Annotated in this window: 28 protein-coding genes; 12 read left to right on the forward strand and 16 right to left on the reverse strand. The window is 42.6% G+C overall.

The genetic code is table 11. The annotated features are described in order from the left end of the window. Positions 1–11: 11 nt before the first annotated feature. Together QXH45_04495 and QXH45_04500 are read right to left on the reverse strand one after the other, a co-directional pair. Positions 12–1,106: an asparagine synthetase A gene (locus QXH45_04495; GenBank protein ID MEM2078508.1), complete on the reverse strand. Its 1,095-nt coding sequence runs from the start codon at positions 1,104–1,106 to the stop codon at positions 12–14. A gap of 256 nt (positions 1,107–1,362) precedes the next feature. After that, positions 1,363–2,145: a phosphohydrolase gene (locus QXH45_04500; GenBank protein MEM2078509.1), complete on the reverse strand. Its 783-nt coding sequence runs from the start codon at positions 2,143–2,145 to the stop codon at positions 1,363–1,365. Between the two features lie 60 nt (positions 2,146–2,205). On the opposite strand from QXH45_04500, the gene QXH45_04505 reads away from it, so the two are divergent. From QXH45_04505 to QXH45_04515, 3 genes are all read left to right on the forward strand, one after another. Further along, positions 2,206–2,925, forward strand: a complete 720-nt coding sequence (locus QXH45_04505; GenBank protein MEM2078510.1) for a PA14 domain-containing protein — start codon at positions 2,206–2,208, stop codon at positions 2,923–2,925. A gap of 20 nt (positions 2,926–2,945) precedes the next feature. Next, on the forward strand, positions 2,946–3,830 hold the full coding sequence (locus tag QXH45_04510) for an AEC family transporter (GenBank protein MEM2078511.1): 885 nt from the start codon (positions 2,946–2,948) through the stop codon (positions 3,828–3,830). A gap of 96 nt (positions 3,831–3,926) precedes the next feature. Then, complete coding sequence (locus QXH45_04515) at positions 3,927–5,240, forward strand: TrpB-like pyridoxal phosphate-dependent enzyme (GenBank protein MEM2078512.1); 1,314 nt, start codon at positions 3,927–3,929, stop codon at positions 5,238–5,240. Positions 5,241–5,252: 12 nt separating this feature from the next. Here QXH45_04515 and QXH45_04520 read toward each other — a convergent pair whose 3' ends face one another. From QXH45_04520 to QXH45_04535, 4 genes are all read right to left on the reverse strand, one after another. Continuing rightward, the gene (locus QXH45_04520) at positions 5,253–6,683 is read right to left on the reverse strand and encodes a sodium:solute symporter family protein (protein ID MEM2078513.1); all 1,431 of its coding nucleotides are present in this window, start codon (positions 6,681–6,683) and stop codon (positions 5,253–5,255) included. Then, positions 6,680–6,856: a hypothetical protein gene (locus QXH45_04525; GenBank protein MEM2078514.1), complete on the reverse strand. Its 177-nt coding sequence runs from the start codon at positions 6,854–6,856 to the stop codon at positions 6,680–6,682. Before QXH45_04525 ends, QXH45_04520 begins: the two co-directional genes overlap by 4 nt. 89 nt (positions 6,857–6,945) lie before the next feature. Beyond that, the gene (locus QXH45_04530) at positions 6,946–7,827 is read right to left on the reverse strand and encodes a radical SAM protein (GenBank protein ID MEM2078515.1); all 882 of its coding nucleotides are present in this window, start codon (positions 7,825–7,827) and stop codon (positions 6,946–6,948) included. A 308-nt stretch (positions 7,828–8,135) separates the two neighbouring features. After that, the gene (locus tag QXH45_04535; GenBank protein ID MEM2078516.1) at positions 8,136–8,606 is read right to left on the reverse strand and encodes a GNAT family N-acetyltransferase; all 471 of its coding nucleotides are present in this window, start codon (positions 8,604–8,606) and stop codon (positions 8,136–8,138) included. 92 nt (positions 8,607–8,698) lie between these two features. Here QXH45_04535 and QXH45_04540 point away from each other — a divergent pair, with 92 nt between their 5' ends. Then, positions 8,699–8,911: a hypothetical protein gene (locus QXH45_04540; protein ID MEM2078517.1), complete on the forward strand. Its 213-nt coding sequence runs from the start codon at positions 8,699–8,701 to the stop codon at positions 8,909–8,911. Between the two features lie 4 nt (positions 8,912–8,915). On the opposite strand, the gene QXH45_04545 is transcribed toward QXH45_04540, so the two are convergent. From QXH45_04545 to QXH45_04560, 4 genes are all read right to left on the reverse strand, one after another. Further along, a complete protein-coding gene (locus QXH45_04545) occupies positions 8,916–9,716 on the reverse strand; it encodes a radical SAM protein (GenBank protein ID MEM2078518.1) in 801 nt (266 codons plus the stop codon). A 5-nt stretch (positions 9,717–9,721) separates the two neighbouring features. After that, on the reverse strand, positions 9,722–10,957 hold the full coding sequence (locus QXH45_04550) for an Nre family DNA repair protein (GenBank protein ID MEM2078519.1): 1,236 nt from the start codon (positions 10,955–10,957) through the stop codon (positions 9,722–9,724). Between the two features lie 75 nt (positions 10,958–11,032). After that, positions 11,033–12,265 carry an MFS transporter gene (locus QXH45_04555; protein ID MEM2078520.1) on the reverse strand — a complete coding sequence of 411 codons (1,233 nt, stop codon included), beginning with the start codon at positions 12,263–12,265 and terminating at the stop codon, positions 11,033–11,035. A gap of 112 nt (positions 12,266–12,377) precedes the next feature. Then, positions 12,378–13,385 carry a PLP-dependent cysteine synthase family protein gene (locus QXH45_04560; protein MEM2078521.1) on the reverse strand — a complete coding sequence of 336 codons (1,008 nt, stop codon included), beginning with the start codon at positions 13,383–13,385 and terminating at the stop codon, positions 12,378–12,380. A gap of 154 nt (positions 13,386–13,539) precedes the next feature. Here QXH45_04560 and QXH45_04565 point away from each other — a divergent pair, with 154 nt between their 5' ends. From QXH45_04565 to QXH45_04575, 3 genes are read left to right on the forward strand one after another with little or no spacing between them, the layout of a single operon-like run. Continuing rightward, entirely contained in the window at positions 13,540–14,424 is an 885-nt protein-coding gene (locus QXH45_04565; protein ID MEM2078522.1) for a xanthine dehydrogenase family protein subunit M, read from the forward strand. Between the two features lies 1 nt (position 14,425). After that, on the forward strand, positions 14,426–14,965 hold the full coding sequence (locus QXH45_04570; protein ID MEM2078523.1) for a (2Fe-2S)-binding protein: 540 nt from the start codon (positions 14,426–14,428) through the stop codon (positions 14,963–14,965). Positions 14,966–14,969: 4 nt separating this feature from the next. Further along, on the forward strand, positions 14,970–17,372 hold the full coding sequence (locus QXH45_04575; protein ID MEM2078524.1) for a xanthine dehydrogenase family protein molybdopterin-binding subunit: 2,403 nt from the start codon (positions 14,970–14,972) through the stop codon (positions 17,370–17,372). Positions 17,373–17,410: 38 nt separating this feature from the next. Here QXH45_04575 and QXH45_04580 read toward each other — a convergent pair whose 3' ends face one another. Continuing rightward, entirely contained in the window at positions 17,411–18,247 is an 837-nt protein-coding gene (locus QXH45_04580; protein MEM2078525.1) for a hypothetical protein, read from the reverse strand. A 29-nt stretch (positions 18,248–18,276) separates the two neighbouring features. Next, a complete protein-coding gene (locus QXH45_04585; GenBank protein ID MEM2078526.1) occupies positions 18,277–19,038 on the reverse strand; it encodes a metal ABC transporter ATP-binding protein in 762 nt (253 codons plus the stop codon). 68 nt (positions 19,039–19,106) lie between these two features. On the opposite strand from QXH45_04585, the gene QXH45_04590 reads away from it, so the two are divergent. Genes QXH45_04590 through QXH45_04605 form a run of 4 tightly spaced genes read left to right on the forward strand, consistent with a single transcriptional unit; the run spans position 19,107 to position 22,213 of the window. Continuing rightward, entirely contained in the window at positions 19,107–20,090 is a 984-nt protein-coding gene (locus QXH45_04590; GenBank protein ID MEM2078527.1) for a zinc ABC transporter substrate-binding protein, read from the forward strand. Beyond that, complete coding sequence (locus tag QXH45_04595; GenBank protein MEM2078528.1) at positions 20,087–20,962, forward strand: metal ABC transporter permease; 876 nt, start codon at positions 20,087–20,089, stop codon at positions 20,960–20,962. Before QXH45_04590 ends, QXH45_04595 begins: the two co-directional genes overlap by 4 nt. Next, entirely contained in the window at positions 20,959–21,357 is a 399-nt protein-coding gene (locus QXH45_04600) for a ribbon-helix-helix domain-containing protein (GenBank protein ID MEM2078529.1), read from the forward strand. Before QXH45_04595 ends, QXH45_04600 begins: the two co-directional genes overlap by 4 nt. Further along, the gene (locus QXH45_04605) at positions 21,347–22,213 is read left to right on the forward strand and encodes a methyltransferase (GenBank protein ID MEM2078530.1); all 867 of its coding nucleotides are present in this window, start codon (positions 21,347–21,349) and stop codon (positions 22,211–22,213) included. The genes QXH45_04600 and QXH45_04605 overlap by 11 nt, the downstream gene beginning before the upstream one ends. Here QXH45_04605 and QXH45_04610 read toward each other — a convergent pair. Then, positions 22,203–22,553 (reverse strand): hypothetical protein, encoded by a 351-nt coding sequence (locus QXH45_04610; protein ID MEM2078531.1) that lies wholly within the window; start codon positions 22,551–22,553, stop codon positions 22,203–22,205. The two genes, QXH45_04605 and QXH45_04610, sit on opposite strands and share 11 nt — an antisense overlap. 13 nt (positions 22,554–22,566) lie before the next feature. Then, positions 22,567–23,520, reverse strand: a complete 954-nt coding sequence (locus QXH45_04615) for an iron-sulfur cluster loop (GenBank protein ID MEM2078532.1) — start codon at positions 23,518–23,520, stop codon at positions 22,567–22,569. Positions 23,521–23,602: 82 nt separating this feature from the next. Here QXH45_04615 and QXH45_04620 point away from each other — a divergent pair, with 82 nt between their 5' ends. Further along, entirely contained in the window at positions 23,603–24,091 is a 489-nt protein-coding gene (locus tag QXH45_04620; protein ID MEM2078533.1) for a hypothetical protein, read from the forward strand. A 17-nt stretch (positions 24,092–24,108) separates the two neighbouring features. On the opposite strand, the gene QXH45_04625 is transcribed toward QXH45_04620, so the two are convergent. Further along, complete coding sequence (locus QXH45_04625) at positions 24,109–24,294, reverse strand: hypothetical protein (GenBank protein MEM2078534.1); 186 nt, start codon at positions 24,292–24,294, stop codon at positions 24,109–24,111. Next, entirely contained in the window at positions 24,284–24,886 is a 603-nt protein-coding gene (locus tag QXH45_04630) for an indolepyruvate oxidoreductase subunit beta (protein ID MEM2078535.1), read from the reverse strand. The genes QXH45_04625 and QXH45_04630 overlap by 11 nt, the downstream gene beginning before the upstream one ends. Positions 24,887–24,890: the final 4 nt, after the last annotated feature.

Genomic DNA, 24,890 nt, shown 5'->3' on the forward strand with positions numbered 1-24,890 from the left:
GAGTAAAAAAGTTATGGACCGAGCAAGCCTGGTATCCTGGGATGAGCCGTTGCAAATGCTATGTGTTCTAAGCCGTTGATAATCTTAACAAATCTCTCGAGGCCAAAGCCCCATCCACAAGTCGGTTTAACTAGTTTTTTGCTGACCAATTCTAAAAACCATTTATAATCAGCCGGGTTCTCGCCAGAAGCCTCTATCTTCTTAACTATCTTTTCGGCATGGTACTCTCTACAACCACCGTCTAAAATCTCGCCATCCGTGGTTATAAGGTTCCAATCAACGTTGTACCCAGGCCTGCTTGGGTCCTCAAGGTAGTAGAATCCTCTTGACTCGGAAGGAAAGCTTGTCAGCCACACCGGTTGCTCGAACACCTTACCCAAGTAGACCTCGGCTTCATGCGACAACTCCTTCCCTTTCCTTACTTTAAATCCTTTCCTTATCAGAAAGTCACATGCTTCTTCATAACTTATCCTTGGGAACCTCCCAGACAGGAATGTTTTCTCCAACCACTCCGCCCTATTCCTTTCGATCAGATCCTCCTGTTGGTTAAGGAATTCTCTTATTACCTCCTTTAGAAGGGTTTCGGCAGTATTCATTGAATCCTCAGGGGTTGTAAAGGCTTGCTCAACGTCTACTTGAGTGAACTCGACCAAGTGTCTCCCTGTATAAGCGTTTTCCGTAGGTTCGATCCTGACGTTTCTTGCGAAATAGAATATTTTTTCAAAGATGCTTGCATATATCTGCTTGTACATTATTAGGCTAGAATGAACTTCATATTCTTTTCCATATAGGACTATTTTTGCCTTGACTGCTCCTCTCAACCCGGGATCGGATTTCCATCCTATTACAGGAGGAGGGAGCTCTGTGAACATTCTTGATGTAAGTATCCTTCTAATGATCATTGATATTAATGATGTCGTCCTCAGGACTTTGAAAAACCTTGGAACTCTCGTGTACTCGAAGTATCTTAGTGTGAAATCAAATGGATCGTTTAGATCCTTGCTGGAACACTCTACTTCGCCCCTGTAAACTACTTTGTAATCCAATACGTGCAAGTTTTCATTGTTTACAATACCATCAATTAGAATCCAAGTCTCACACGGCAACTGTAATATTTCTCCTATCCTCTCTCCACTCAGAATAAACTCCTTAATAGCCGAAAGATCTCTTAACAATAGTTTTTTGTCCTCCTGGTTTACGCCAGTTATAGCAGCGAAGAGAATAGCTCTTTGTACACCGTTCTCGGTTATTTGACCTAGAAGGGTTCTCTCATCACGAGGCTGTGTTAAAACCCATACCTCGCACCTTACGGTAACATAAATGAAAGGGTTAGTTTTTAAACTTAACTAAATACCTGTTCAATCAAGGATACGACTTCACTTCTTTATCTCCGATTATCACATGTACTTCGATCATATTTTTCAAAGGAGTCGTCTTTATCTTGGGAATAAGTACTTCATCAACTTGGAATATCCCAGCATATTCATTCATATAAATGTTTATTCTAATAGGATTGGACTCACCAGGATTAATCTCAACCCTTCTAATACTGAGAGCAGAAACACTGTGAATGGATACTCCTCCAAGCCTATAGGGAACCCTTGCTCTTCCTTCAGCCATATCCAAACCATCTCCTACCTTGACGGTTCCAGCCTCAACGGTGAGACATTCCACATCGTAACTTGTACAGTAGATAGCATGTGCTATCTCTTGTCTGATCTTAATAACATCTCGCTCGTCATTCACCACCTGCCTAAGCAATCTGTCGATAATTGGAACTGCGAGGAGGGCGCCTATTTTCTCATGCATATCCCTATGGATGCTGTTCCCTATATCGTGCAGAAGACCGCCAATCAGCGGAACAAGCATCGCATATTCGTTACTAGATACCACTCCGTCTCGGATAAGACTAGGCGTTAACCCTCTCTTCAGCAGCATTTGAAAAATACTCAAAGCCGCACCAGCAGCTATGTGAGCATGCACGGGTCCATGATCATTATACTTCAGTCTTTTGACAGCCATTATGTTTGAATGCTCCCAGAGGGTCAGTAATTCGATATCGGAGATTGCTACCTCGTATGTTTTCTTCAACAACGGGTTATTGGATATTAGCTCGAGCAATAAGCTTGGACCTACTAAAACCAATTATTTCACCTTATACAATTATATTTGCTAGAACAGTATTAAGATATATTGGGGTTTTATTTGCCAAGACGTATTTTAGTAAAAACCAAAAGCGGTTTACTCAACGGACTTTCAACGAAGTTTTATACTTGGAAAGGTGATAAACCCCCGGAGGATACTAATGGCTTAACCCCCATTGCCGAATCAGTCTCACTTAACATAAACTTTCTCTACACTGATAGACCTCATCCCCAGGTCCCTCCCGACTACTTCATGATCGAATGGAATGGTTACCTGAGAATAGATTTTCCAGGAACATACAGATTCTATGTGATCACATCAGATGGTTGCAAGGTCTGGATCAATAAGGAATTATTAATAAACGAGTGGTATGATCAGCCGAGTCGATTGCATCTAAGCCGAGAAATAAGGCTTTTAAGAGGATTTCATCCAATACGAGTTCTATACTATAATAGATTCAAATTCGGAGAGATTTCTCTTGGATGGATTAAACCAGATGGAGTTAGCGAAGTGATCCCTCAGAATCATTTCCACTTCATTGTAAGTAATAAGGTTTTCTTCACAGGCATCATTGATGATTATCGCATACTATTAAAATCTGTTTCTTCTGGCAAAACGTATGAATGCAGTTTTATAAATCAATTATGTATGATAACTATTTTAGAAGAGGTTTTTCCAGTTTTAGCGAGGATCGAACTTTACAATTCTAAAGGGGAAACCGAATTTTTACTAGATACACCTGTTGAAATATGGGGAGGGGACGAGTATTTAATTAAATGAAATAGTCCGAGTGATGTGCGATGAATGAATCATATTTGCTCATATTGATAATTTTGATAGCCGTGATCATTAAATCAATTGCGTCCAAAAGGTTTAAAAACGATAAGGGCCTGGAGAGGTTTACAAGCAACCTAACCAACGTCGTATATTACGTGTTGATCCCTCTCGCATTCATATATACTTTCTCGTTGAGAGGGGTTCAAACCAGCGACTTACTAATCATTGCCTCGTTCCTGGTCTACTTGATAATAGGATCCGCGTGTTTCAGATTAATGGCCAGAGGCTGGGAAGCGGGGGAAAAGAATGGCGTATTTCTTACATCCCTTTTTCCCAATACCGTTTTCCTAGGGTTTCCAATCAGTCTTGCCTTATTCGGGGATGTTCGTGTAGCATCCGTTCTCGGATTAGCAACAATCGCATTAAACGTGTTGGTGCCCGATATAATGGCGCTCGGCAGATTCAGCGTGGTCAAACTATTGAAGCTCCCAGCTTTAATCGGGTTCATTATTGGAGTGACGTTTAACGTTCTATCGTCTCCCACTCCATATATATCATACCTCCTATGGTGGTCTCCAAAGGCATTGAGTTATTCCGCAACATTCGTGTTGGGTTTGAGGCTTCCGTTGCAAATACAGAGTCTAAAGGGCGTGGGAAGACCACTGTTTATTTCTGCTATTTATCGTTTCCTATTATCCCCTCTTGTAACAGGGGTCTTCGCTTTTATAGTTGGACTATCCACTAATGACGCTATTCAGCTCACAATCGTATCCGCAATGCCCCCAGCAGTGATGAATACTATAATGGCTTCCAAATACGGATGGAGGCCTGATATTGTAGCGTACGTAACATTTATACTTACTATTCCAACAGTCTTGGCAATCCCATTACTAGAACTCTTTATTTAGAAACACCGCGTTTAATCCTTACAAATAAAGAGGTTCGGAAAAATTTTTATACTTGACCGAATGATTCTATTGACATCGTGGTGGGACCTTGTTGGAATGGAGATAAAATCTAGACGTGACGAGTTCCTGATACCCAGTAGATGGTACAATATAGTTCCCGACCTTCCCGAACCTCTACCACCACCCATCCTGCCGAACGGACAACCCGTTGATGAAAAAATGTTGAGCCAAATATTTCCCGTCGAGCTTGCAAGGCAGGAGTTTGCAACTGAAACCTACATATCGATTCCATCAGAGATAATTGATTTGTATTCCCAGCTCGGTAGACCGACACCATTGATAAGGGCCAGAAATCTCGAATCAGTATTGAAAACAAACGCCAAGATTTATTTCAAGTACGAAGGAATATTGCCGACAGGATCTCACAAAATCAATACTGCACTTGCACAAGCCTATTATAATAAGAATGAAGGTGTTGAGATACTTTGCACGGAGACAGGCGCTGGTCAATGGGGTAGCGCACTTTCGTTGGCCGGAAAAATGTTCGGACTGAAAACAATAGTCTTCATGGTTAGAGCAAGTTATATTCAAAAACCGTTTCGCAGAGTGTTAATGGAGATGTATGGAGGAGAGGTGCACCCAAGCCCAAGCACGTTGACTAGCGTCGGCAGAAAATATCTTTCTGAGAATCCTGAACACCCGGGGAGCCTGGGGATAGCGATCTCTGAGGCCATAGAATACGTTGTTTCGAGCTCATTCAAGGCAAAATATAGTCTCGGTAGCGTGTTGAATCATGTGCTATTACACCAAACCGTCATAGGACTTGAGGCTTTGAACCAGCTCGAGGACCTGGGAATGGGGCCAGAGGACGTTTCATACGTAATTGGCGCTGTCGGCGGCGGAAGCAATTTTGCAGGGCTATCGTATCCGTTCATTCGATACCGATTAAAGGGAAAGACGAATACCAACTTCATAGCTGTTGAACCTAGGGCAGTTCCATCAATGACGAATGGATCGTATAAGTATGATTTCGGCGATTCCGCTGGATTAACGCCAATGTTGAAGATGCATACTCTTGGACACGAATATATACCTCCACCAATACATGCTGGGGGGTTAAGATACCACGGAGTTGCGCCGACTCTAAGTATCCTAATAAAGCATTCCGTGGTGAAGCCTATCGCCTATTCCCAACATGAAGTGTTTGAAGCGGGAAGACTGTTCGCCACTACGCAGGGATTTGTTCCCGCACCTGAGAGCGCTCATGCTGTAAAAGCAGTCATAGATATTGCGAGAAAATACGTGAACAGCGAGGAGAGGCCAGTGATCCTATTCAATTTGAGCGGTCATGGATTATTAGACCTCTCAGGGTACAGTGACTTCATTAATGGTTTGCTACAAAACGTTTAGCTTACGTCATCTCTACTCCTTTTTTCTCTCATCAATCAAAGCGCCTGCAACAACTATAATAGTGGATATTATGAGCACCCATGCTGACAATGGAAGGTAAAGGTAAGATGCGAAGAATGTTTTAAGGGCTCCGATCGTTATGAAAGAGTACATCGCTATTCCGCTCCCAATAACGATCGCGATCACTGCGCAAATACTGGATATTTTCGATGGTCTCCCGTGTCTTAGGACGCCAACTATCGTGATAGGTGCTAGTGGTAGCAGGATAACCGAGGTCAGAACAGAAAGGTCTACTATGTATCCGAGCCTGAGAAGTGCGAGAGCCGATGCGACCATGGTTAATACAAGGTTTAGGAGGAACGCTGTTCTCAGAGACGTCTCCCGGCTGTTCAGGATGTCCTTGAATATCGAACTGGATACTGTTAATACTATGCTGTTTGCGGTCGAAATCGCGGCAGCCATTATGGAAACGCTTATTAATGCCGAAAGTACAGGGCTCATAAGCGATAAGATATGCGGGGTAACAGCATCCCTCGCTAGATTACCGGGAATAAGCCCCGATACAGCCATCACTCTAGCGAGTATTCCAACACCAACGGCGATCAATGTATAAATGAACCCGTATATTGAGAACAAGACGACACTCCTCTTAAAGACTGCAGAGTTCTTGTGAACGTAAAGTCTTGAGACCACCTGTGGATTGGTGATGGCGAAGAAGATCCACGGTATCGTGTAAGCCAGAAACACTTGAGGGCTCCAGAAACTTGTTATCCCTAAATACCCTTGCTCTCCAACTATCTTAATAGATTGCCATAGGTCTGTTTTCTCCTGAACCGTTCCCACCATCCACGATAAGTAGACTACTCCGCCGGTCAACATCAATAATCCTTGATAAAGATCTGTAGAAGCCACGCTCCATATTCCAGCTAAGAGGATCCATAATACTATGACGAATGCTCCCAAGATAACGCCATACATATATTCAAGTCCACTGATCTGCAACAATATCCCTAAGCCCTGGATCTGCGCAACGGTATAAGGCAACATTGCAAACAAGTACAGAGAAGCTGTGACCGTGGCAAGGGTTTTAGACTGGTATAGATCTCCGATCATTTGGGAAGGTGATATCCACCCTCTAGCTCTTGATAGAGACCAGATTTTGAGTCCCAGCGTGGATAACATAAACACAGTTGCAACCAAGTATATGAGTTCAAACCCTAGGGCTCCTATACCGGTTTGAAACGTTAATCCAACCAACCCTATCATCATGAATGCGCTGTATGTAGTAGCAGCGTAAGTTCCGGTTGCTAGTAAAGCTCCCATCCTACCTCCTGCAACGTAGTAATCGGATGCGGACTTCACTCCCATTCTTCTCGATAAAATTGCTATAAAAGTTCCAATCAAAACGAACATACCCAGTGCTACTAAGTTAATGTAGTTCATTCTCTCACCTTTGCGTGCAGGTATATGGATGATACTACGATCCAAATAAGGCTCAGTGAAGTCCAGTACATTAATAGCGTGAAGTCTTTCACGTCGTGATACATGATATATGGAACTAGATACATTAAGATTAACACTAAAATGCCCAACACTATATACAAACGATGCCTCATCTTCAACCCCCATTCCTCCTATAAGGATGGAGCATTGGTTTTAAAAAATTAACAATATTGAGGGGCTTTTTCGTTTAAAATCTAACCATCTAGTAATAATCGCTTAAAAGCCACTCGTTCCCTATGAAAACTCTTTTCAAGCCAGCGGCTAATGCCATTTCATAGGCTTTTTTCACATGGCTCCTGCTGGTGGGAGGTAAGTCAGCAAGCAAATGGTCTGGATGAAACGCTAATAGAACAAAAGGAATGTCCTGGCTAATGGATGCAAGGTATTCTGCTATCCCCTTAACCTCGTTTTCATCAACATAACCTGGAACTAGCAAAGTACTAACCACGAGAAGAGGTATCTCGGATCTAACTAACCCTATCTCCCATGCTCTTTTCACATTCAACTTAATCCTCTCGAGGGCTTTATCACCGTTAACTCCTGTTAAGGCTTGATAGATTACGGGTGTCCAAGCCTTCCAATCGATCTTCACGATCCCTCCGGACTCTAAGCTCAGCCTAGCCATTTCTTCAAAGATAAGGGGGTGAACCAATCCGTTCGTCTCCCAGCAAATCCTTTTAATCTGGTTCCTTTTCTGCGACTCTCTAAGGATTTTCCTAGATAATTTTAGAGCGTATACTATCTGGGGTCCCGGGTCGCCTCCGAAATAACAAACACAGGTAACTCTCCTATCTAGCGCCTTGGTTTTTAACTCGTCAACGCTTTTTATATTTTTCCAAGAAATAATGCTTCTAGCAAGCATTTCCTTGTGCTCCCAATTTTGACAATAGAGACAGTTTAATGAACACCCTGCAAAGAAGACGGCAAGGTTATAGTAGCCGGCTTCCACTTGGGGATGAACTGCGTATTTAGGATAACCAGAACCCGTTGCAGCGGGACAAACAGGTGTCGCCACGCAATTCGTAGGGAGAGGATCGTAATAGTAGTGAAGTAGTCCCTGGTTTGAGCCGAAAATATTTTTCAAAACTCCGTCACTATTAATCCAAATACCGCAAAATCCCCTTTCACCTAGCCTCATCACACATTCGTTCACACAGATATTACACTTGGCCCCAACTTCACCTCGAGGGGGATTAAGGGGAAGGCCGAACCTTTTCCTATCGTATTCGTGGAGTTGAGCAGAATACTTTAATCCATACTCAGGGAAACTTCTCAGACAACTTGCGCAGACGCCAAGCAAGCCGCTTATTGTTGGCGATGATTTACCACATATTTTACAGGTACCCATTTTTGAACCAAATAAAATCATTGTTAAATGAGCCTTATAGTGTTTTAAAACAAATCTTTAACCATGTAGTAACCGTCTTCGAACCCATAATATCTAGGAAGCCGCTTGACTACTCGGTATCCTCTCTTTCGATACATGTTCAATGCAACAACATTGGAAACCCTGACCTCCAGAACTATCTTCTTCGCTCCTTTCTCCCTCGCTATGGATTCAAACTCTTCAATGAGTCTTTCTCCAATTCCCCTACGTCTGAACAATGGACGAACAGCAATTGAGGCAAGGTGAACTGTCATCGGGTCTTCGAAAAAACCCAAAGCATATCCTACAACAGATTTATCACACCATTCAGCAATCAAGAAGATACTATCCAACCTCAAATAGTATGTGAATGTGAGCTGATCAAATCTCTCGGATTCTGAAAAACACTCTCTTTCAACAATCAAGACGCTCTCTAAATCGTCGCGCCGAAACCTCCTAATCCTCAAACACTGGTTCAAACCCGGTGATTCCTCCATTATATTCAATCCTTCCATACTATTAAAGCCCCGAAAAATTTGCAACTAATAAAAAATATATGGTTGTTAAAGCAACACTTTATTGATGAACAATGAAACTCAAATGTCCAAAATGCGGTTTCGAAGGAGATTCAAAGATTTTCTTATTCATGTATGAAACTACTCTATATCTTTTAGATCATGAAACGATTCCCGAAGAGAGAGAAAGACCAATATTGATAATATGTCCGAAATGTGGAGAAGGATTTTTCGTAGAATCTCCCTACAGGAAGGCGGTTGAAACTCTTAGGGATACGTTAATGTGAAGAGTTAATATTCGAACCCCCCACGGCAAGACACGCCATATTCTAGGCATTTTCGCTTCAATCGGTTGATGGTTTCCTTTAATCGCTGTTTGAAGTCTCCAGCAACAAAGACGCCTGACAAGGGATGCTGAAGATTTACCATGAATGGTTTAAAGCGCAGGGGATCGTAAAACAAGGTACTGCCGGTTTCATGAGACAATTCTACTAGAGCGGTGATTGTTTTATCATCATCATTAAAGCTGGGTATAATTGGGCCATAAAATACCCATGTATTGAATTTCTCCCTGCTCAGGGTTCGAACCGCGTTTATTCTCGCCTCTGGGCATGGAGCATTTGGCTCAATGATTCTAGACTTATCACAACTTATAGTGGTTATTGTAAAGCCTACGTCCACGATAGACTTGTTGGCACTCAAAACGTCTTTATCCCTCAGCACTAACGGATTTTTAGTTTGAATGGATACGTGAAAACCGTTGTGAACAAGGATTTCAACGGCCCTGCGAGTGAGTTTAAATGCTGCCTCAACAGGCTGATACGCGTCCGTTATTGTTCCCACGCCAACAACTCCTTTCTTAAGTCTTTTCACCTCGCTCAAGAGGATGTTTGTAAGGTTCTCCTTTACGATAATCACGTGTCCCCAGTTCTCTGAAACCCTCTTATCCCTAGTGTATTGCCTCGCGTAACAGTATATGCAGGAATGCGAGCAACCTATGTAAGGATTTAGAGCATAATCCAGCCCTGGAAGACCGCTTTTCGATAGCCCCGTGGTCACCCTTTGTTTGATAATGATCAAATTTCTGAACATGGATTTTAACCTTTCTTAAGGTAATCAGTAATCCTTCTCCCCCCGAGGATCCGCCGTAATAGTCTCGACGAGGAAATCCATTTCGAAGACCCAAGCCTTGTGCTTCTATTGAGAAATTCGATAACTTCGTTGAAGCTTGTTGTTTTCAGAACAGGAGGCTTTGAATACATCGTTCTAACCGACTCTCTTACAAACCATACTCCAATGGGTATATTAAAACTTGGATAAATCTCTCTTAAAAGGATGGCGGTTGCCTGCCTCTTGAACCTGTTTAAATGCTCGAGAGTTGCAAGCATGCTTGCATAGTAGCAACCACCTATTCCTGGATAATCATCTCTGCCTTTGTATTCTTCATAGTCTCCCTCTACAACAACATTCGTTGATAACGGGTTCCAAGCCGAGCCAGGCCACCAAGCCTCCATCCATTCATAACTCCACTTCTCGGGGTAAAGAATTGCAATGAAGAGGTTTCCGTGAATCCTCAATTCATAGACGTGAATCTCGTTCATGACCTCGTATTTTTTAACATTTCTCAAAAGATTCCTTGAAATTATATAGTCGACAGCAGTTATGCTCCACCTAGTTGGAACGAGTCTTCGTTTGTCCCTAATGCCCAGTGTTCCGACACTAAAAACTTTCTGAATATGAGAGATGGGGATTCCACTAGTGTACAATTTTAACACTGCCTCCTCAGCTTTTAGGTCATGGTCTGAGTAGACCGAGTCTACGGGCTTTGGGATGGCTGGGTTTCCAATTACGCGTATTTTCTCGAGTTGGGACCGAGGACCCATCGGAGGCACGTGTTCATCAAAGGTTATTATAGGCTTGGGGGGCTTTGAAACCTCGAGATAAATGTCAACAGGCTTAATACTCATTGCAACTAACTTAATATTCTCCAGGAGTGGGTTGTCAACACTTCTGACTTGACTCACTGTGAACCCTGTTATTAGACTCCATCTAAAATCCAGAATGTCGTCGAGCCTCAAGCTTAACCATTTCTCAGGGTAGTCATAAATAGAAGTATCACCAATTAGAGGGGGTGTTGACGTTCCTACTCTCACGTAGGGGTATCCATGTCGGCCCACGAAAACTGCAGGCGGTGATGAACCCTCTATTACTTTAGAGTCTTCAACTTTTCTAAGCTTAAGCTGAGCCCTACTCTTCGATAAAACGGGACAGTATGAGAGCCCGCAGTATCCCCTACCCCTACATAATATACATATACTTGGATCCAGCTTCATACCAGCAATATCTCTCCATAGAGTAGTTAAGAGTTGTCCCTAAATAAAATCTACGCTATCCACTGAGGTCCTTCCCTATTTTTCAATATCGGGTAGTTTTGCATAAGCTATTGTTGCAGTTAATCCCCTCAACAGACTTGAAGTCAAAAGGACGGTGCTAACGTCGCCCGTTGACACGGCTATGATCGTTCCAACCATCGAGGCAAGGCTTGAAACAGTATTCGTTGTGAATCCCAATAGCGAGATATACGATGGTCGGACTTCCCTGGGAGAAAGGTAGGTATTGTATAAGAAGAAGGACAAGTCCAGTGGAGCCCACACGTATCCACTAAAGGATTCGATTCCTAGAATAGTCGTTGTACTTGCGAAATCCTTGTATAAAACTGGGACGAGCACTGTGGAAGCCATTCCCGCCACTGTCACCTTCTTTAAACCAAACTTAATTATTTCTCTCCTCCAGAAGGTTAAAGTTAAAGATTTCACGACAAGACTAACAACGTTTTTTAATATAACTATCAACTCGTTCCCTCCAATTATTTCCATGACTATGTAATCCCAAAATGGAGCCGGAATGTTTACTGAGAAATTAAAGAGCGATATCACTGTGAGGTAACTCCTAAGTTTCTTGTCCTGAATAATCATCCTGAACGTGTTAAAATCATTAAGAGTTCTACCATACGGTTTTATCTCCCCAGAATCAACAAATGGATCCTTAATACGTATTAAAAACACTGATGAAACCACACCCGCGATAAACGAAAGAACGTACAAGAACTGGTATGATGGAGTATGATCTGGAAAAAAGGCAAAACTCGTAAAGGACGTAATAAACGCGAAGCTGATAGCAATATAGTTTAACTGGTTCACTCTCGAGAAAAATCTCGCCGACTCTTCTCTCGGTATAATATCTGCTAGTATATCAGAGGCTGCAACTCCAGCCACACCTCCAGCGAATTGCGTAATGAACGAAATGAAGACTACAAAAATTAGAGAATATTCTCTCGGCATATATACCGATAAAATTAAGAAGGCTGGACCAATCCTATTTATTGCTCCGAAAACAGTCCACAGCATTTTCCTTTTTCTGCGAAAACGCTCGACGAGGAAGGCTGCAGGAACTTGGCTTACGGCGTAAGCAAGGATTCTCGTAAATGTTATGATTCCTAATTCAGTTACTCCATAAGAAAGGAGGCGTATCAGTAAGGCGTTGCTTATTCCCAGTGAAATATTGATGGCAAAATTATACGTGGTTGTTTCAAGCAAATACCTTTTCCTATTTGCCTGAAGCGTATTTACGTGAAAATTCATCTTTAAAACCTCAATTGTATTCATATATATGTATATACTTTTAAAAGTGTGTACAAATAATCAATTGAAATATAAATGAAAAAATGAAAGTACTTATTAAAAACTATTCCTACTAAATATCCAACTCTTCGAGAATCTGCCTCTTACTCGTTGTCTCTCTCTGCTTCTTGAATAATCTAGTACTAAAATATCTAGCAGCATAATCTGGTAAAATCGTAACTACTTTATCCCCTCTTCCCAATCTATGAGACTCGGCAAGTTTGATTGCAGCTACGACGTTGGCTCCACTACTTATTCCTACCGGAAGCCCTTCGTTCCTCGCGATTTTCCTAGCCATCATTATTGCCTCTTCGCTAGTGACTGTGACGAAATCGTCAAGCAACCCTTTATACCTCATTACGATTTCAGGTATGAATCCGTCTCCAACACCTTCTATTTCATGCCTACCCCATGGACCCGGTTTTCCAGTTTTGAACCATTCGGCTGCCACAGGGCATTCTGCCGGCTCTGCTCCGGCCACAATAACGTCCCTACACTCTTCTTTCAATCTTTTAGCAATCCCCATTAATGTTCCACCAGTACCCACCTCAGCTACAAACGCCTTAGGACAACCTACCTGCTGGAGGATTTCCTTCCCCGTCGTCTCATAATGAGCCTCGATGTTTGCTTCATCGCCCCATTGGTCGAAGAAGTAGTACTTATCCGGGTTTTCCGACGCAAGTTTCCTGGCTATGTCAAGAGCTTTATCAGCATCGCTCTCTCCACCAGGGGTGAAATAAAACTCGGCGCCAAACAGTCTCATTAGCATAAATCTTTCAGCACTCATTTCCTCCGGGATAACTATTAGTACTTTAAAGCCGAGTACGCTTGCTAAGGCCGAGAACGCTATTCCCGTGTTTCCTGTTGTAGGAACTACCAGGGTCATACCTGGCTTTAACTCTCCTTTCTCCATCGCTCTCTTGATCATGTAATACGCCATCCTATCTTTTACACTTCCCGTCGGATTAGTGAATTCCATCTTCGCCCATATCTCTGGCTGAAATCCTTCTGGAATCACCCTGGATAGCTTTATGATTGGAGTATTACCTATACACTCCACCATGTTATTACACACTTTCATATTGACACCCTTCGCTCACGAGTATGAATAAGTTGATATAAAAGTGTTTCTTAATGTCCACATACGGATTATACGATAAGTATTAATTGAATATATATTTAAGATTTTTTAACCCACTCGTGGATAACTTTATCCCGCTGAGAGGTGAGTTCTAATATTCGGATTATATAGGCCGAAATCCCTTGACGACGCCCTCGAGTTCTTGTCGAAAAACGCCCCCGAAGTAAGACCTATTGCGGGTGGAACAGAACTTCTAGTATTACTGAGGGATAAGAAAATACCTACTCCTAAATACCTCCTAGATCTTAGCCCATTGAAGAATCAACTCTCATACGTTAAAGTCGAGGGAGAGGTTGTTAAAATTGGGGCCACAACTACTCTGTACGAGCTCAGCAAAACCTTTCTCCATAAAGACGTGAGGTTTGCGGGATTCGTTGATACGTGGAGAAAGTTTGGAACGTTTGCCATTAGGTTCTCAGCAACAATAGGGGGCAACATAGCGGCCGCAACTCAGTACAGCGATTACATAACCCTGTTGTTAGCTTACGATGCAAGCGTAAGGGTTATCAGTGTGAAGGGCGAGCGCGTCATCCCACTTGAGCATTTCATAGTTGATAAGAGAAATATACGTCTGCAACCTGATGAACTCATTGTGGAGGTAGAGTTCCCAAACCCGCCGGATAGAACCAGTAGTAGTTTCATAAAATTCGACAGGAGAGAGTTGCTCATCGCGGGAATAGTCACAGGGGCATGCTACTTAAGCCTCGATGGTAGTAGAATTCGAGATGTAAAGATAGCGTTCGACATGGTAAGAGACAAGAGGATCCCAGCTAGGCTCAAAGAAGTTGAAGATTTCCTAAGGAATAGAGAATTCTCCGAGGAGATCATTGAAAAAGCCTCGGAGGAAGTCCTCCCAGCGAGCATGAAGAGGATAAGCGATTGGTGGACGAGTGCTGAATATCGTTTAGACATGTCAAAAGTTTCTTTGAAAAGAGGGCTCTTGAGATCGAAAACACGCATAGAGAGAGGGGTGATATGAGTTGAGTATGAATTTAAAGGTGAATTTAAAAGTCAATGGTAAAAATTATGAATTAGAAGTGCCGGCTCACGAAAGACTTGTAGATACCCTCAGATATAGGCTTGGCCTAGTCAGCGTGAAAGAGGGGTGTGGACGCGGCGAGTGCGGTACTTGTATCGTGTTAGTTAATGGGTTACCACGGCACTCTTGCCTCACCCTGACGTCTACTCTAGATGGGGCTGAAGTAACAACGCTGGAGGGCTTGGCTCCTGAGGGAAAGCTTCACGCGATTCAGGTCGCTTTCATTGAAACGAGAGGTGTTCAATGCGGTTTCTGTACTCCAGGATTCATAATGATGACTAAGGCTTTGTTAGATTCTAACCCTGAGCCTTCCCAGGAAGAAGTGAAAGAGTGGTTGAGCAGCGTATTATGTCGTTGCGGAAGCTATCACTACTACTTTGCAGCCGCTAAGCTAGCTGGAAAATACATCAAGGAGGGCAAGATATACTTCGACGAGAAACAAGTTAGAGAAAAATATCACATGAAAGTGGTGGGAAGGTGATAATATGAGCAAGCCAGACTATGTCGAAATAGTCGAAGAAATTTTCATGAAGACTAAGGATAAAGCAACGAAGGATTTCAACTACCTTGGAAAACATGTCGTTAGATGGGACGCCATTTCGAAAGTCTCTGGTAAACCACTATTCACTGCCGATATGATAAACTTGTTCAAAAACCCCGTATTCGTCTACAGTGTTCGCGCGAAATATGCACACGCTAGGATCAAGAGTATCGATTATGGCGAAGCACTGAAATACCCAGGAGTCTTGAAAGTGCTAACGGCAAGGGATATACCCGGGATAAATGACGTGGGCTACGTGTTACCGGACCAACCCCTACTCGCTGACAAGAAAGTAAGGTATATTGGAGACACAGTAGCACTGGTTATCGCGGAGTCCCTTGAAAACGCGAGAGACGCTGGAGAACTCGTCAACGTCGATTATGACCCCTTACCGGTATATACCGATGCGCTACAAGTTATTGACCTGGATACTCTCAGCGAGAAGGAACACGTGTTAATACATGAGGAAAGAGGAAGCGATGTATTATCGAGATATAAGATAAGGGTGGGAGATATTGAGAAGGCATTCAACGAGGCCGCAGTCATAGTTGAAAATGACTACAGAACTCCAATGCAGGAACACGCGTACTTAGAGCCCGAGGCAGCGATTGCTATCCCAGAGCCTGATGGAGGCGTGACGATATATGCGAAGACACAATGCCCGTTCGACACGAGAAGGGCGGTTTCAAATGTCCTGGGCATACCTTTCAACATGGTTAGGGTGATCGCCCCCGCGCTTGGAGGAGGATTTGGAGGAGCCGAAGACGTTGGGAACGAAATAGCTGCAAAAGCTGCTTTAGCTGCACTGTCATTAAAGAGAACGGCCGTGGTTCTTCACACCAGGGAAGAGTCAATCATCGGCCACACTAAGCGCCATCCCATGATAGCGAGGTATAAACACGCTGCAAGTAGGGATGGGACTCTACTAGCTGTTGAAGCCAACATAGTGCTCGATACCGGGGCTTACGCTAGTCTCGGGCCGTTTGTAGGATGGCGTGCCACAGTTCACAGCACTGGACCCTACAAGCTGAAAAACGCTCGAGTAGATTTGGCTGTGGTCTACACTAACAGGATCCCTGCAGGAGCTTTCAGAGGATTCGGAAATCCACAAGTAACATTCGCGGTTGAAAGGCAAATGGATCTGATAGCCGAGGAGTTGGGAATCGATCCTGTGGAATTAAGACTTAAAAACATTCTGAGGCCGGGTGATAGAACGGTTCATGGACAATTATTGGATCATGGAGTTGGTCTGGAAGATGCCATTAAGAGAGCCTTAGAGATAAGCGGATGGAGCCGCAAGAGAGAATTGTATAGTACTCTAAAGGGTGCTTCAAGGAGAGGTATCGGAATAGCCCTAATGTATCACGGAAACAGCATTGGTGCGGAGGGAGCCGACTTTTCTTCAGTTTCATTGATTATACAGAGAGACGGTAGCATAATATTCAGAACAGGACTCACTGATATGGGGCAGGGAGCCATCCAGGGATTGGTAAACATAGCTGCGGAGATACTCGGGGTGCCTCCAAGCTACTTCAAAATAGAGCCACCTGATACCGCTTCAACGCCAGATGCTGGTCCCACGGTTGCATCAAGGTCCACCGCTATGGGTGGAAACGCCACTCTGGTAGCAGCGTTCAAGATAAGGCAGAGGCTGAATAAACTCGCTGCAGAGATGTTAGGATGCGTCAGTCCCGAGGATGTCGTCATCCAAGCCCCCAAGGTGTATTGTAGAGATCAACCTGACCACTATATCACTTGGAAAGAGCTCGTTGAGCAAACATTCTGGAAAGGCATTCCTGTGCAGGAATACGGGTACTACAGGGCTCCTCCAGCAGAATGGCATGAGGAGACCGGGACAGGACATCCATATTTCACATACACTTTTGGAGCCGTTGTGAGTGACGTAGAAGTTGATCTCGAAACAGGCGTTTGCAAAGTCGTAGAAGCTACCGTGGTCTACGACATTGGACGAGTAGTCAACAGGACGGGGGCGGAGCATCACGGCGTTGGAGGATACATCCAAGGAATGGGGTATGCCTTGATGGAGGATACTGTACACTCCGAGAGTGGACAGGTATATACAACATCCTTCTCAACTTATCATATTCCGACGGGTCTCGACATTCCAGAAAGAATTAACGTCGACTTCGTAGAAGCAGGCTTCATAAGAGGGCCATTTGGCGCAAAAGGTCTAGGTGAACCTTCAATAGTTGCAATAGCACCATCGATAGTCAACGCTATAGGACACGCCTTACGGAATAAGACTTCGAACAAGATGCTCAACAAAATTCCTGCTACTCCCGATTACATCAGGTCGATAGTAAAAAAGACTAATTTAATCAGGTAGGCCTTTTTTCTTTATCTCCTTTCTTTCTTTAATATGAATTATTTAGAGAGAATCACCCCGTGATCCGGTACCAGTACCCTTTTATTCCTTCTGTCTTCAATTACTCCTCCTGCAATATAGTAGTCTCCGGGTGTTAGCTCCGAGTAAACCTCCCTGAGCGTCTCCATCTCCAATTCCTCACCTTGAATCTCTATTAAATACCGGGAGGGTATAAGGGGGGCTGTCAGTCTTTTTAAAACCCTAAAAGAGCCGTTGTAGCTAGATAGGTCCTCTACTTTATCGTAGCAATCATTGAATCCGCTGGAGAATGATATGAGTTTAACATTAACGTGCGAGTCTCCAAGCATAAAATGAAGAATCGTGTTCCGCTTTAATTTCAAATAGTTTTCAAGACTCATTCTGGACGAATGTTTCTCTACGTATTCTCTAATGAGGAAATAATTATTAATTTTCTTTAGAACATCCTTCTCAATCAGTATCTCCAGAAGGGAGGCCGTTTCTACTTCGCTTTGATACAATATTATATCCACATCTCTATAGCCGTCGTTTAACAACGATGAACCAGACAACTCTATCTCTTCTTCATCTTTGTCCAACAATCTTGAAAGGCTGTCTATAATAACACCTATTCGTGAGTTAAAGCCCCGACTAAGCTTCAAAGATTCTTTAACAGGAATAACGGGTACATCCCTTTTTATGCACTCCCAGCTCAAAATATTCATGCTTAATCGCTGTAACTCCCATTGATGGAGTTTCCTACCGTTAATCAAATCATATCTGGGGTATGCCACTACGTGACCAGACGGGTGTTGATATCCTTTAACAACCCATCCAACACCCTTGTACGCTAGTACTTCACCCTCCAGGAGCCGCAACAATCGAGATTGACCCCCATCTTTGATCTCTAGTGCCAGTCGACGATGTGAACATGGTCTCTTGCCTCTATAAAACACTCTCCGTAGATTTTACCTAATACTCCTCTTGCAAGAACCTCTTGAGGAGGACCATAGAAGGCCAAACCGTTTCCAAGCAGAAGGATCCTTGAAGTATATGGCATGAGAAGTATTGGATCGTGGGAACTTAATATCAAAAGCTTCTCCCTAGAGATGGAGCCCAGGAGGTCGGCAATCGTTTTCTTTCCTTCAGGATCTATGTTTGAAAGAGGTTCATCCATGATGATCATTGGTGTGTTCAACGCTAATGTCCTCGCGATCATTACCCGTTGAAATTGTCCACCAGATAAGCTTGAAACAGGCGCATCCCAAAAGTCCTCCGTCAATCCTACTAGTTTTAATGCCGAAACTATTTTTTCGCTATCTATCTTCTTTGAGAAAGTCCGAGGCCAATGATTATTTAATCTGATGCAACATTCCATCAATTCCTGGACAGTTATAGGGAGGTTTCTAGGAATTTCAAATTTTTGCGGAAGATACGATACCATGCTCTTCAATTTTCCCGGAGAGCCCGTAGCATCTATATCATTAATATAAATCCTTCCACTAACAGGTTTAATTAGTCCGAGTATGGTCAGGAACAATGTCGTCTTACCAGCTCCGTTAGGACCTATTACTTGTATCAAGCCCGGACCCTTGAAGGTAGCGGTGAGATTTTTAACGATCAATTTTCCACCGCGGATAATTGTCAAATCATCAAGGGCGATTCTCATCTGCCTCCCTGTGCACAAAATTTTTAAAAAACCCTTAAAGATTTTATGCACAATAGGTGTGTATACTAATGCGAGCACTTATGATCGCACTAATAATAATAGGGTTAACAGGCTTAACCCCAACACATGCCGATGAGAACGGTTTAAAAATCGTTTCAACCTTCACCAGTTTAGTACCTGACATAACTCTTCTCACATGCCCTGGCGACGTAGTAAGAGGGTTGATTCCCAACAACGTTGACCCTCATGATTATGCACTAACACCTAATGATATAACCTCCCTAAAGAATGCTGACGTCATTATATCAACTGCGCACACCCAAGCAGAGCTAAGCATTAAAGAATTAGTTAATTCTGGAGAAGTGTCAAGCATCCTGATTGAATTAACGCAAATAGAGGGGATCGTGATACTAAGCAACCCCAATACTGGCCAACCTAATTATCATGGTATTCTATATGATCCCTTAAACTACATAGCTTTCGCGTACAACTTGTCAAAAACTTTCATGAACTTGAACCCATCAAAGAAGGAGTGCTATGTTGAAAAATATCTAGCATTACAGGACACTTTATTGAAGAACGTATTAATGCATAGAAGTAAATACTATACCACAGCTGTTGCAGATACGCCATTAACACAGTATGCAGTTGAATGGATGGGAATTAGGGTGATCAAGTTATTAAAGGTCGAGCACGACTTGGATGTTGCACCATCCGACATGATGAAAATTGAAGAACTGGTGAAGAACAGGGAAGTGGGTGTGGTAGTTTTATCGACTCCCTCATCAAGGATATCTTCTTATCTTGAGGAGATTGCACTGGAGAACGGTCTACCAGTCTTATACGTTGAATCCCCTCTGACAAACAACTCCTTTGTTTCAAGATATATAAGCTTGATCTCGCAAGATGTTAAACCACTGGATGTCAACCCCCGTAGCGAGGTGGAAAACTCCAACCCGCTTGCGAACACGTTATACACCTTAGCGGGTATCTCCACCGGTGCTATTTTGGGTTTTCTCATGGGATTATTGATCAAGAGGAGATCGCGGTGAAAAAACATAATGGTACAATTTTACTCGCAACATTAACCGCCCTAACCATCTTCTTCACAATTCTCTCTATGCTTAGCTTTGACCCCAGAAAAGTCTTCACATACTTGATAATGGGGCTTGCGTTCTCCCTAGTGAGTATTGTTGTTTATTTCAGAAAGCTCGAGTTTCTGGCCTCGAGTGCCACACACACGAGCCTTCTAGCGGTTATTATCGGATTAATGATCGAATCATTAACAAGGATTCATTACTTTCTATGGTCCATGATCATTGGCTTAGCAATTATCCATATAGCAGGATTTATGATAAGGAAGGGAATAGAGCCAAACAATACTTCTGCAATAATTGTAGCCTCCACTTCAGCTTTCAGCGTTATCGCCGCATACATCCTAGTGACAAGATTTCCCATAGGATATAATTTGAACTCTCTTTTTCTTGGTGATCCACTATTGATCACATACACTGACATGAGCTTCGTGGCCGGCGTAACTATCATAATTTCTATAATATTCGCATTATCATTGTTTGAAATTCTTTCTCTGGGTATTGATGAAGTAACTCTCAAGATACTTGGATTGAAAACTACACTATACGATTTAATGACGTACACTATAATAGGATTAGCGACGATTGGGTTATTGAGAGTCAGCGGATACATTCTGCAACATGTCTTAATACTCTTGCCTGCAATCACCAGTTCATTCTACTCAAGAAGCGGCAAAGAACTGATTCTCTTATCTATCACATTGTCGCTATTTGCCTCTAGTGTAGGATTCTTTATCTCCTTACTGGTAAATCTTAGTCCAACCGGGGTCACAGGAGTCGTTCTTGTCACATGTTTGATCCACGGGGTTCTTAAAAGGTGGGAAAAATGAGTAAGAAGAGAAGATTCGGGATCAGTATTTCAACCGAACTGGCTAGCCTAGTAGATGAGTTAGCCAGAGACCATGGTTGTGAAAGATCTAAGATTATTGAGAATGCCATAAACGAATACTTACACGAGAATCTACATTCTGAAACGAAAAAACACACATGTATCTCAGTATTAATATCAGTTACACAAAAATCTGTTTCATCGAAAATTATAGATAAACACAGAGAGGTTGTAAAATCTCTAATCTATCACCCGCTCGGGGACTCCTATCTTCTAATAATCATTGCAGAAGGGGACTCCGAAGCCATATCCAGACTTAAAAGAGACCTCGGAAGAACATCGGCAAACCTAAGACTCGTACCCTTAGAGTCGATGGTCGGCTACCATGAAGAGTGAATACGTGTTCCAACCAGTTGAAGGGTATTGGTTTACAAGCTGGTTGATCGATTTTCTAAAAGCCTTCGAAAACTGCCTCGAAACAACGCTCGACCTTGGAGTCTCACGCCATAAGGTATGTGTTTCCAATGGGAAAATCACAATAGATAATGTAGAGTTAGACCTCGACTTAGTTCAGCCTAGTGAAAAAGATAGAATCGTGTTATATGAAAAGGGAAAGATTTACGAAATAACTACCGCCTCGGCAAATGGATATTACAAGCTGAAAGCTGTTGGTCCTGATCTTCCTCCTACCATTGAAATAAATGGAATACATATGCATCGAATAATTGATTTGAACCCGTGGGAAGATGCTGTATTGAAAATTCATGCCGCCAGAGTTAAGAAGGGCGATATAGTACTCGATACTTGCACAGGACTTGGATACACAGCAATAGCCTCTCTGAGAAAAGGAGCATCAAAAGTGTTAACCTCTGAAATCGATCCCAATGTCCTATGGATCGCCGAACGGAATCCATGGAGTAAAATGCTTAAGAGGGAAAACGTGACAATCTACAATGAAGACGTAATCTCAATCGCCCACGAGCTACCAGACAACCGGTTTGACAAAATAATCCATGATCCTCCAAGGTTTAGCTCTTCAACTGGGGATCTGTACGGGTTTGAACTGTATCGCGAGTTCTTCAGAATATTGAAACCCGGTGGGACTCTATATCATTACACCGGAGTCCCGGGTTTGAAGAGCAATTACAGTATATTAAAAGGGATTAAAAACAGATTGGAAACGGCCGGATTCATAGTACTGTTTTTTGATCATAGGTCTCAGGGATACATTGCTAAAAAACCTAGTCGCTAACGATTTTCTCAAGGCTTTTGGACACGCCAGTCTCCAACGATTTATACTTCTTTCTAAGATACTCCCTTATCCATTCAGCCAAGTTGAAAACACCCATATTGTATTCAAGAAATCCGCGTCTAATTAGGCTAGTTATTATGGTTAACAGTTCTCTCTCTATAACCGCGTCATCCGTATCCGAGTACTGTAACTCTCCTGTCTTAATCCTCTTCTTAACCTCCTCCCTCAGGTCGAGAATCGCTATTATTTCCCCAACACTTATATTCCTGAGAAAATACTCCATTATTAATTTCTCAATGTTGTTCAAAGCCAACAATTCTCTAATGTCTCTTTCAGACATCGCTCCTCAACCCCTAGTAAAACCAAGTGTTAAAATACAAGTGTTCAACCACCATGAATGCGTTATTTCTTCGGGCTCGACATACACCTTTGAACATGCACTTCTCGCAAAGCGGTTTCTCGTCGCGAAGGCATATGTTCCGTCCATGATTCCAAAAATGATCATCAAGTTCCCAAGTACTTACACCACTCTTCTCCGAGAGGTAACTATACGCTTCCCTAACCACTAAACGAATCATTACATCCTCTTCGGGCGAGGCTTCTATCTTATTTACTATCTTATTCCATAAACGTCCAGACAAAACCACGAGGCCCGTTCTCAAGGCTATCCGGGTTAGATGATTATCAACAGGGATATACGGCTTATCAACGGGTTTGAAAATGTCACGCATGAATAGAAACTTAGCTAGGAGCATAGATTTTTTCTCAACCGGATCTTGATATGCTGTGAATAATTTAAGCAGTTCTACCAATCCCGGGTTAACTCCGTCCCCATGAAGCCTATTATTCACGGAATTAATTATGGATGAAACACTTCCTTCGAATATTTTCAAAACTTTTAAACCCAAGTCTTTTAAGAGAAACGTTCGCAGCTCTAAATCAACCGGTCGGGCTTCACCCACGCTTAACCATTTTTCAACTTCTTCGAGCCTTATTTGCGATAGTTTTTCCGGGTTGTAAAAATCCGGGGACTCGTCAAACTTTTTCTTTCCAAGCCTATATAACAAATCTGCTCCTTTGTAGCAACCGTCTTCAAGGCATGCATAATATACTTTTCCAGGTCTGCTCAACCGATGATCCATTGCCACCATGACTAAGAAGTACCGGAGAATGTTTTCCAAGTCCTCGTTGCTGTCAGGGTAAAACCTATTATCGTAGATATTCATTCTTTGGAGCTCGCTCCTATTCCTGCTCAGGATCCTGGCAACTTTCTCCACTACAGATGTATCAATCCCGAGTAATTCCATAAGACTCTATCTCCGCAAAACACCATTACAATATTTTTTATTAAACCTGCACTTATGTCTTATAAAAGACGTGTTGATAAATATGCAGAAAAACGAACCGATGATATGCGAAGCAACGTATTATTTGAACGGGTTTAATGATCACATTATAAGTTGCGGAGAAGTATTTGTTAAAGGATTTGTTAATGCGAAATTAATCATCGGAAGAGATGTTATCATAGCTGGAAAAGGAAGGGTCTCCTTCTTAGCCGGTGAAAACTGCTTATTAATAGGAACAGGGAACATTTTAATAGTGGAAAATGCTTACTGCATAAACCTCATATCCGTGGGGGGGAAGGGTCACGTGTGGATTAACGAGGTCAACTCGCGCAAGTCCTACCTGGCAAAAACACATGTCAACATATTGAACACGGAAGAGTTGTGGTTGTCAAAACTCTCCAATGTAAAAGTCTTATCTAAATCGTCTAAAATAGTCTTCAATTCACCGAATACTTATATCGAGAAGATCCTTCCAGCGAGGCTAGACATAGTATACACATATAATCCGTATCGCATGGAAAACAATAATTGAAAAAAGATGAGGAGAATTCAAGTTAATTCTCTAATCTCGATGATTTTCTCTCGTAAAATAACGATAGTTTCATAAATCTGGTACAGACTTCCAGATGAAATGGGGTCTCCTACGCGAATCCGTGAAAGTATTGATTCTAGCTTATCTATCAAATCAATGGCCTCTTCGATTTTTCCCAAAATCACCGCCTTTTTATCCTCCAAGTCTACTCCTCCCAGCTTCGTATGATCTATGTAGAATCTCTTTATTCAATTCAGCCGACTTACCTTTAAACATATCTTCAATGGCTCTCTCGATGTCTGCTTTCTTAATCAATTCTTCAAATAACGGGTTTACGGATAGTGAGAAGCCAAGGAGAGCTATATTGGATGATATTGGGGAACCTGTGATCTCCTTGCTCACTTCTTCAGCATTGTACAGGTAGAATTTTCCAATCTTGCTCCTTAAACTCTCGACAACAACCTCTCTACTAGGATATTTCACAAGCGGTGGGGGGAGAATTAAATCGTTTACAACCATAACCGTATCTTTGTTCGCATACCTCGCCGTTCTCCCTGCTTCCAGTATCTCCATCGCAATTATATGGTGAGCCGCTCCACTAGGTATAATTGGTGATTCTCCCTCTCCAATTCTGACGTGAACAACCACGCTTCCCCCTCTCTGACTCATTCCATGTACTTCAGCGATTGTAACATTTCTCCCCGCTAGTATACAAGCCCTTCCTATCAACCTCCCAAGAGTAATTAATCCTTGTCCACCCACCCCAGATAAGATGAGATTGAACCTCTCCTTCATGATC

Origin of the sequence: Thermosphaera sp. (assembly GCA_038827615.1) — an archaeon.
Taxonomy (GTDB): Archaea; Thermoproteota; Thermoprotei_A; order Sulfolobales; family Desulfurococcaceae; genus Thermosphaera.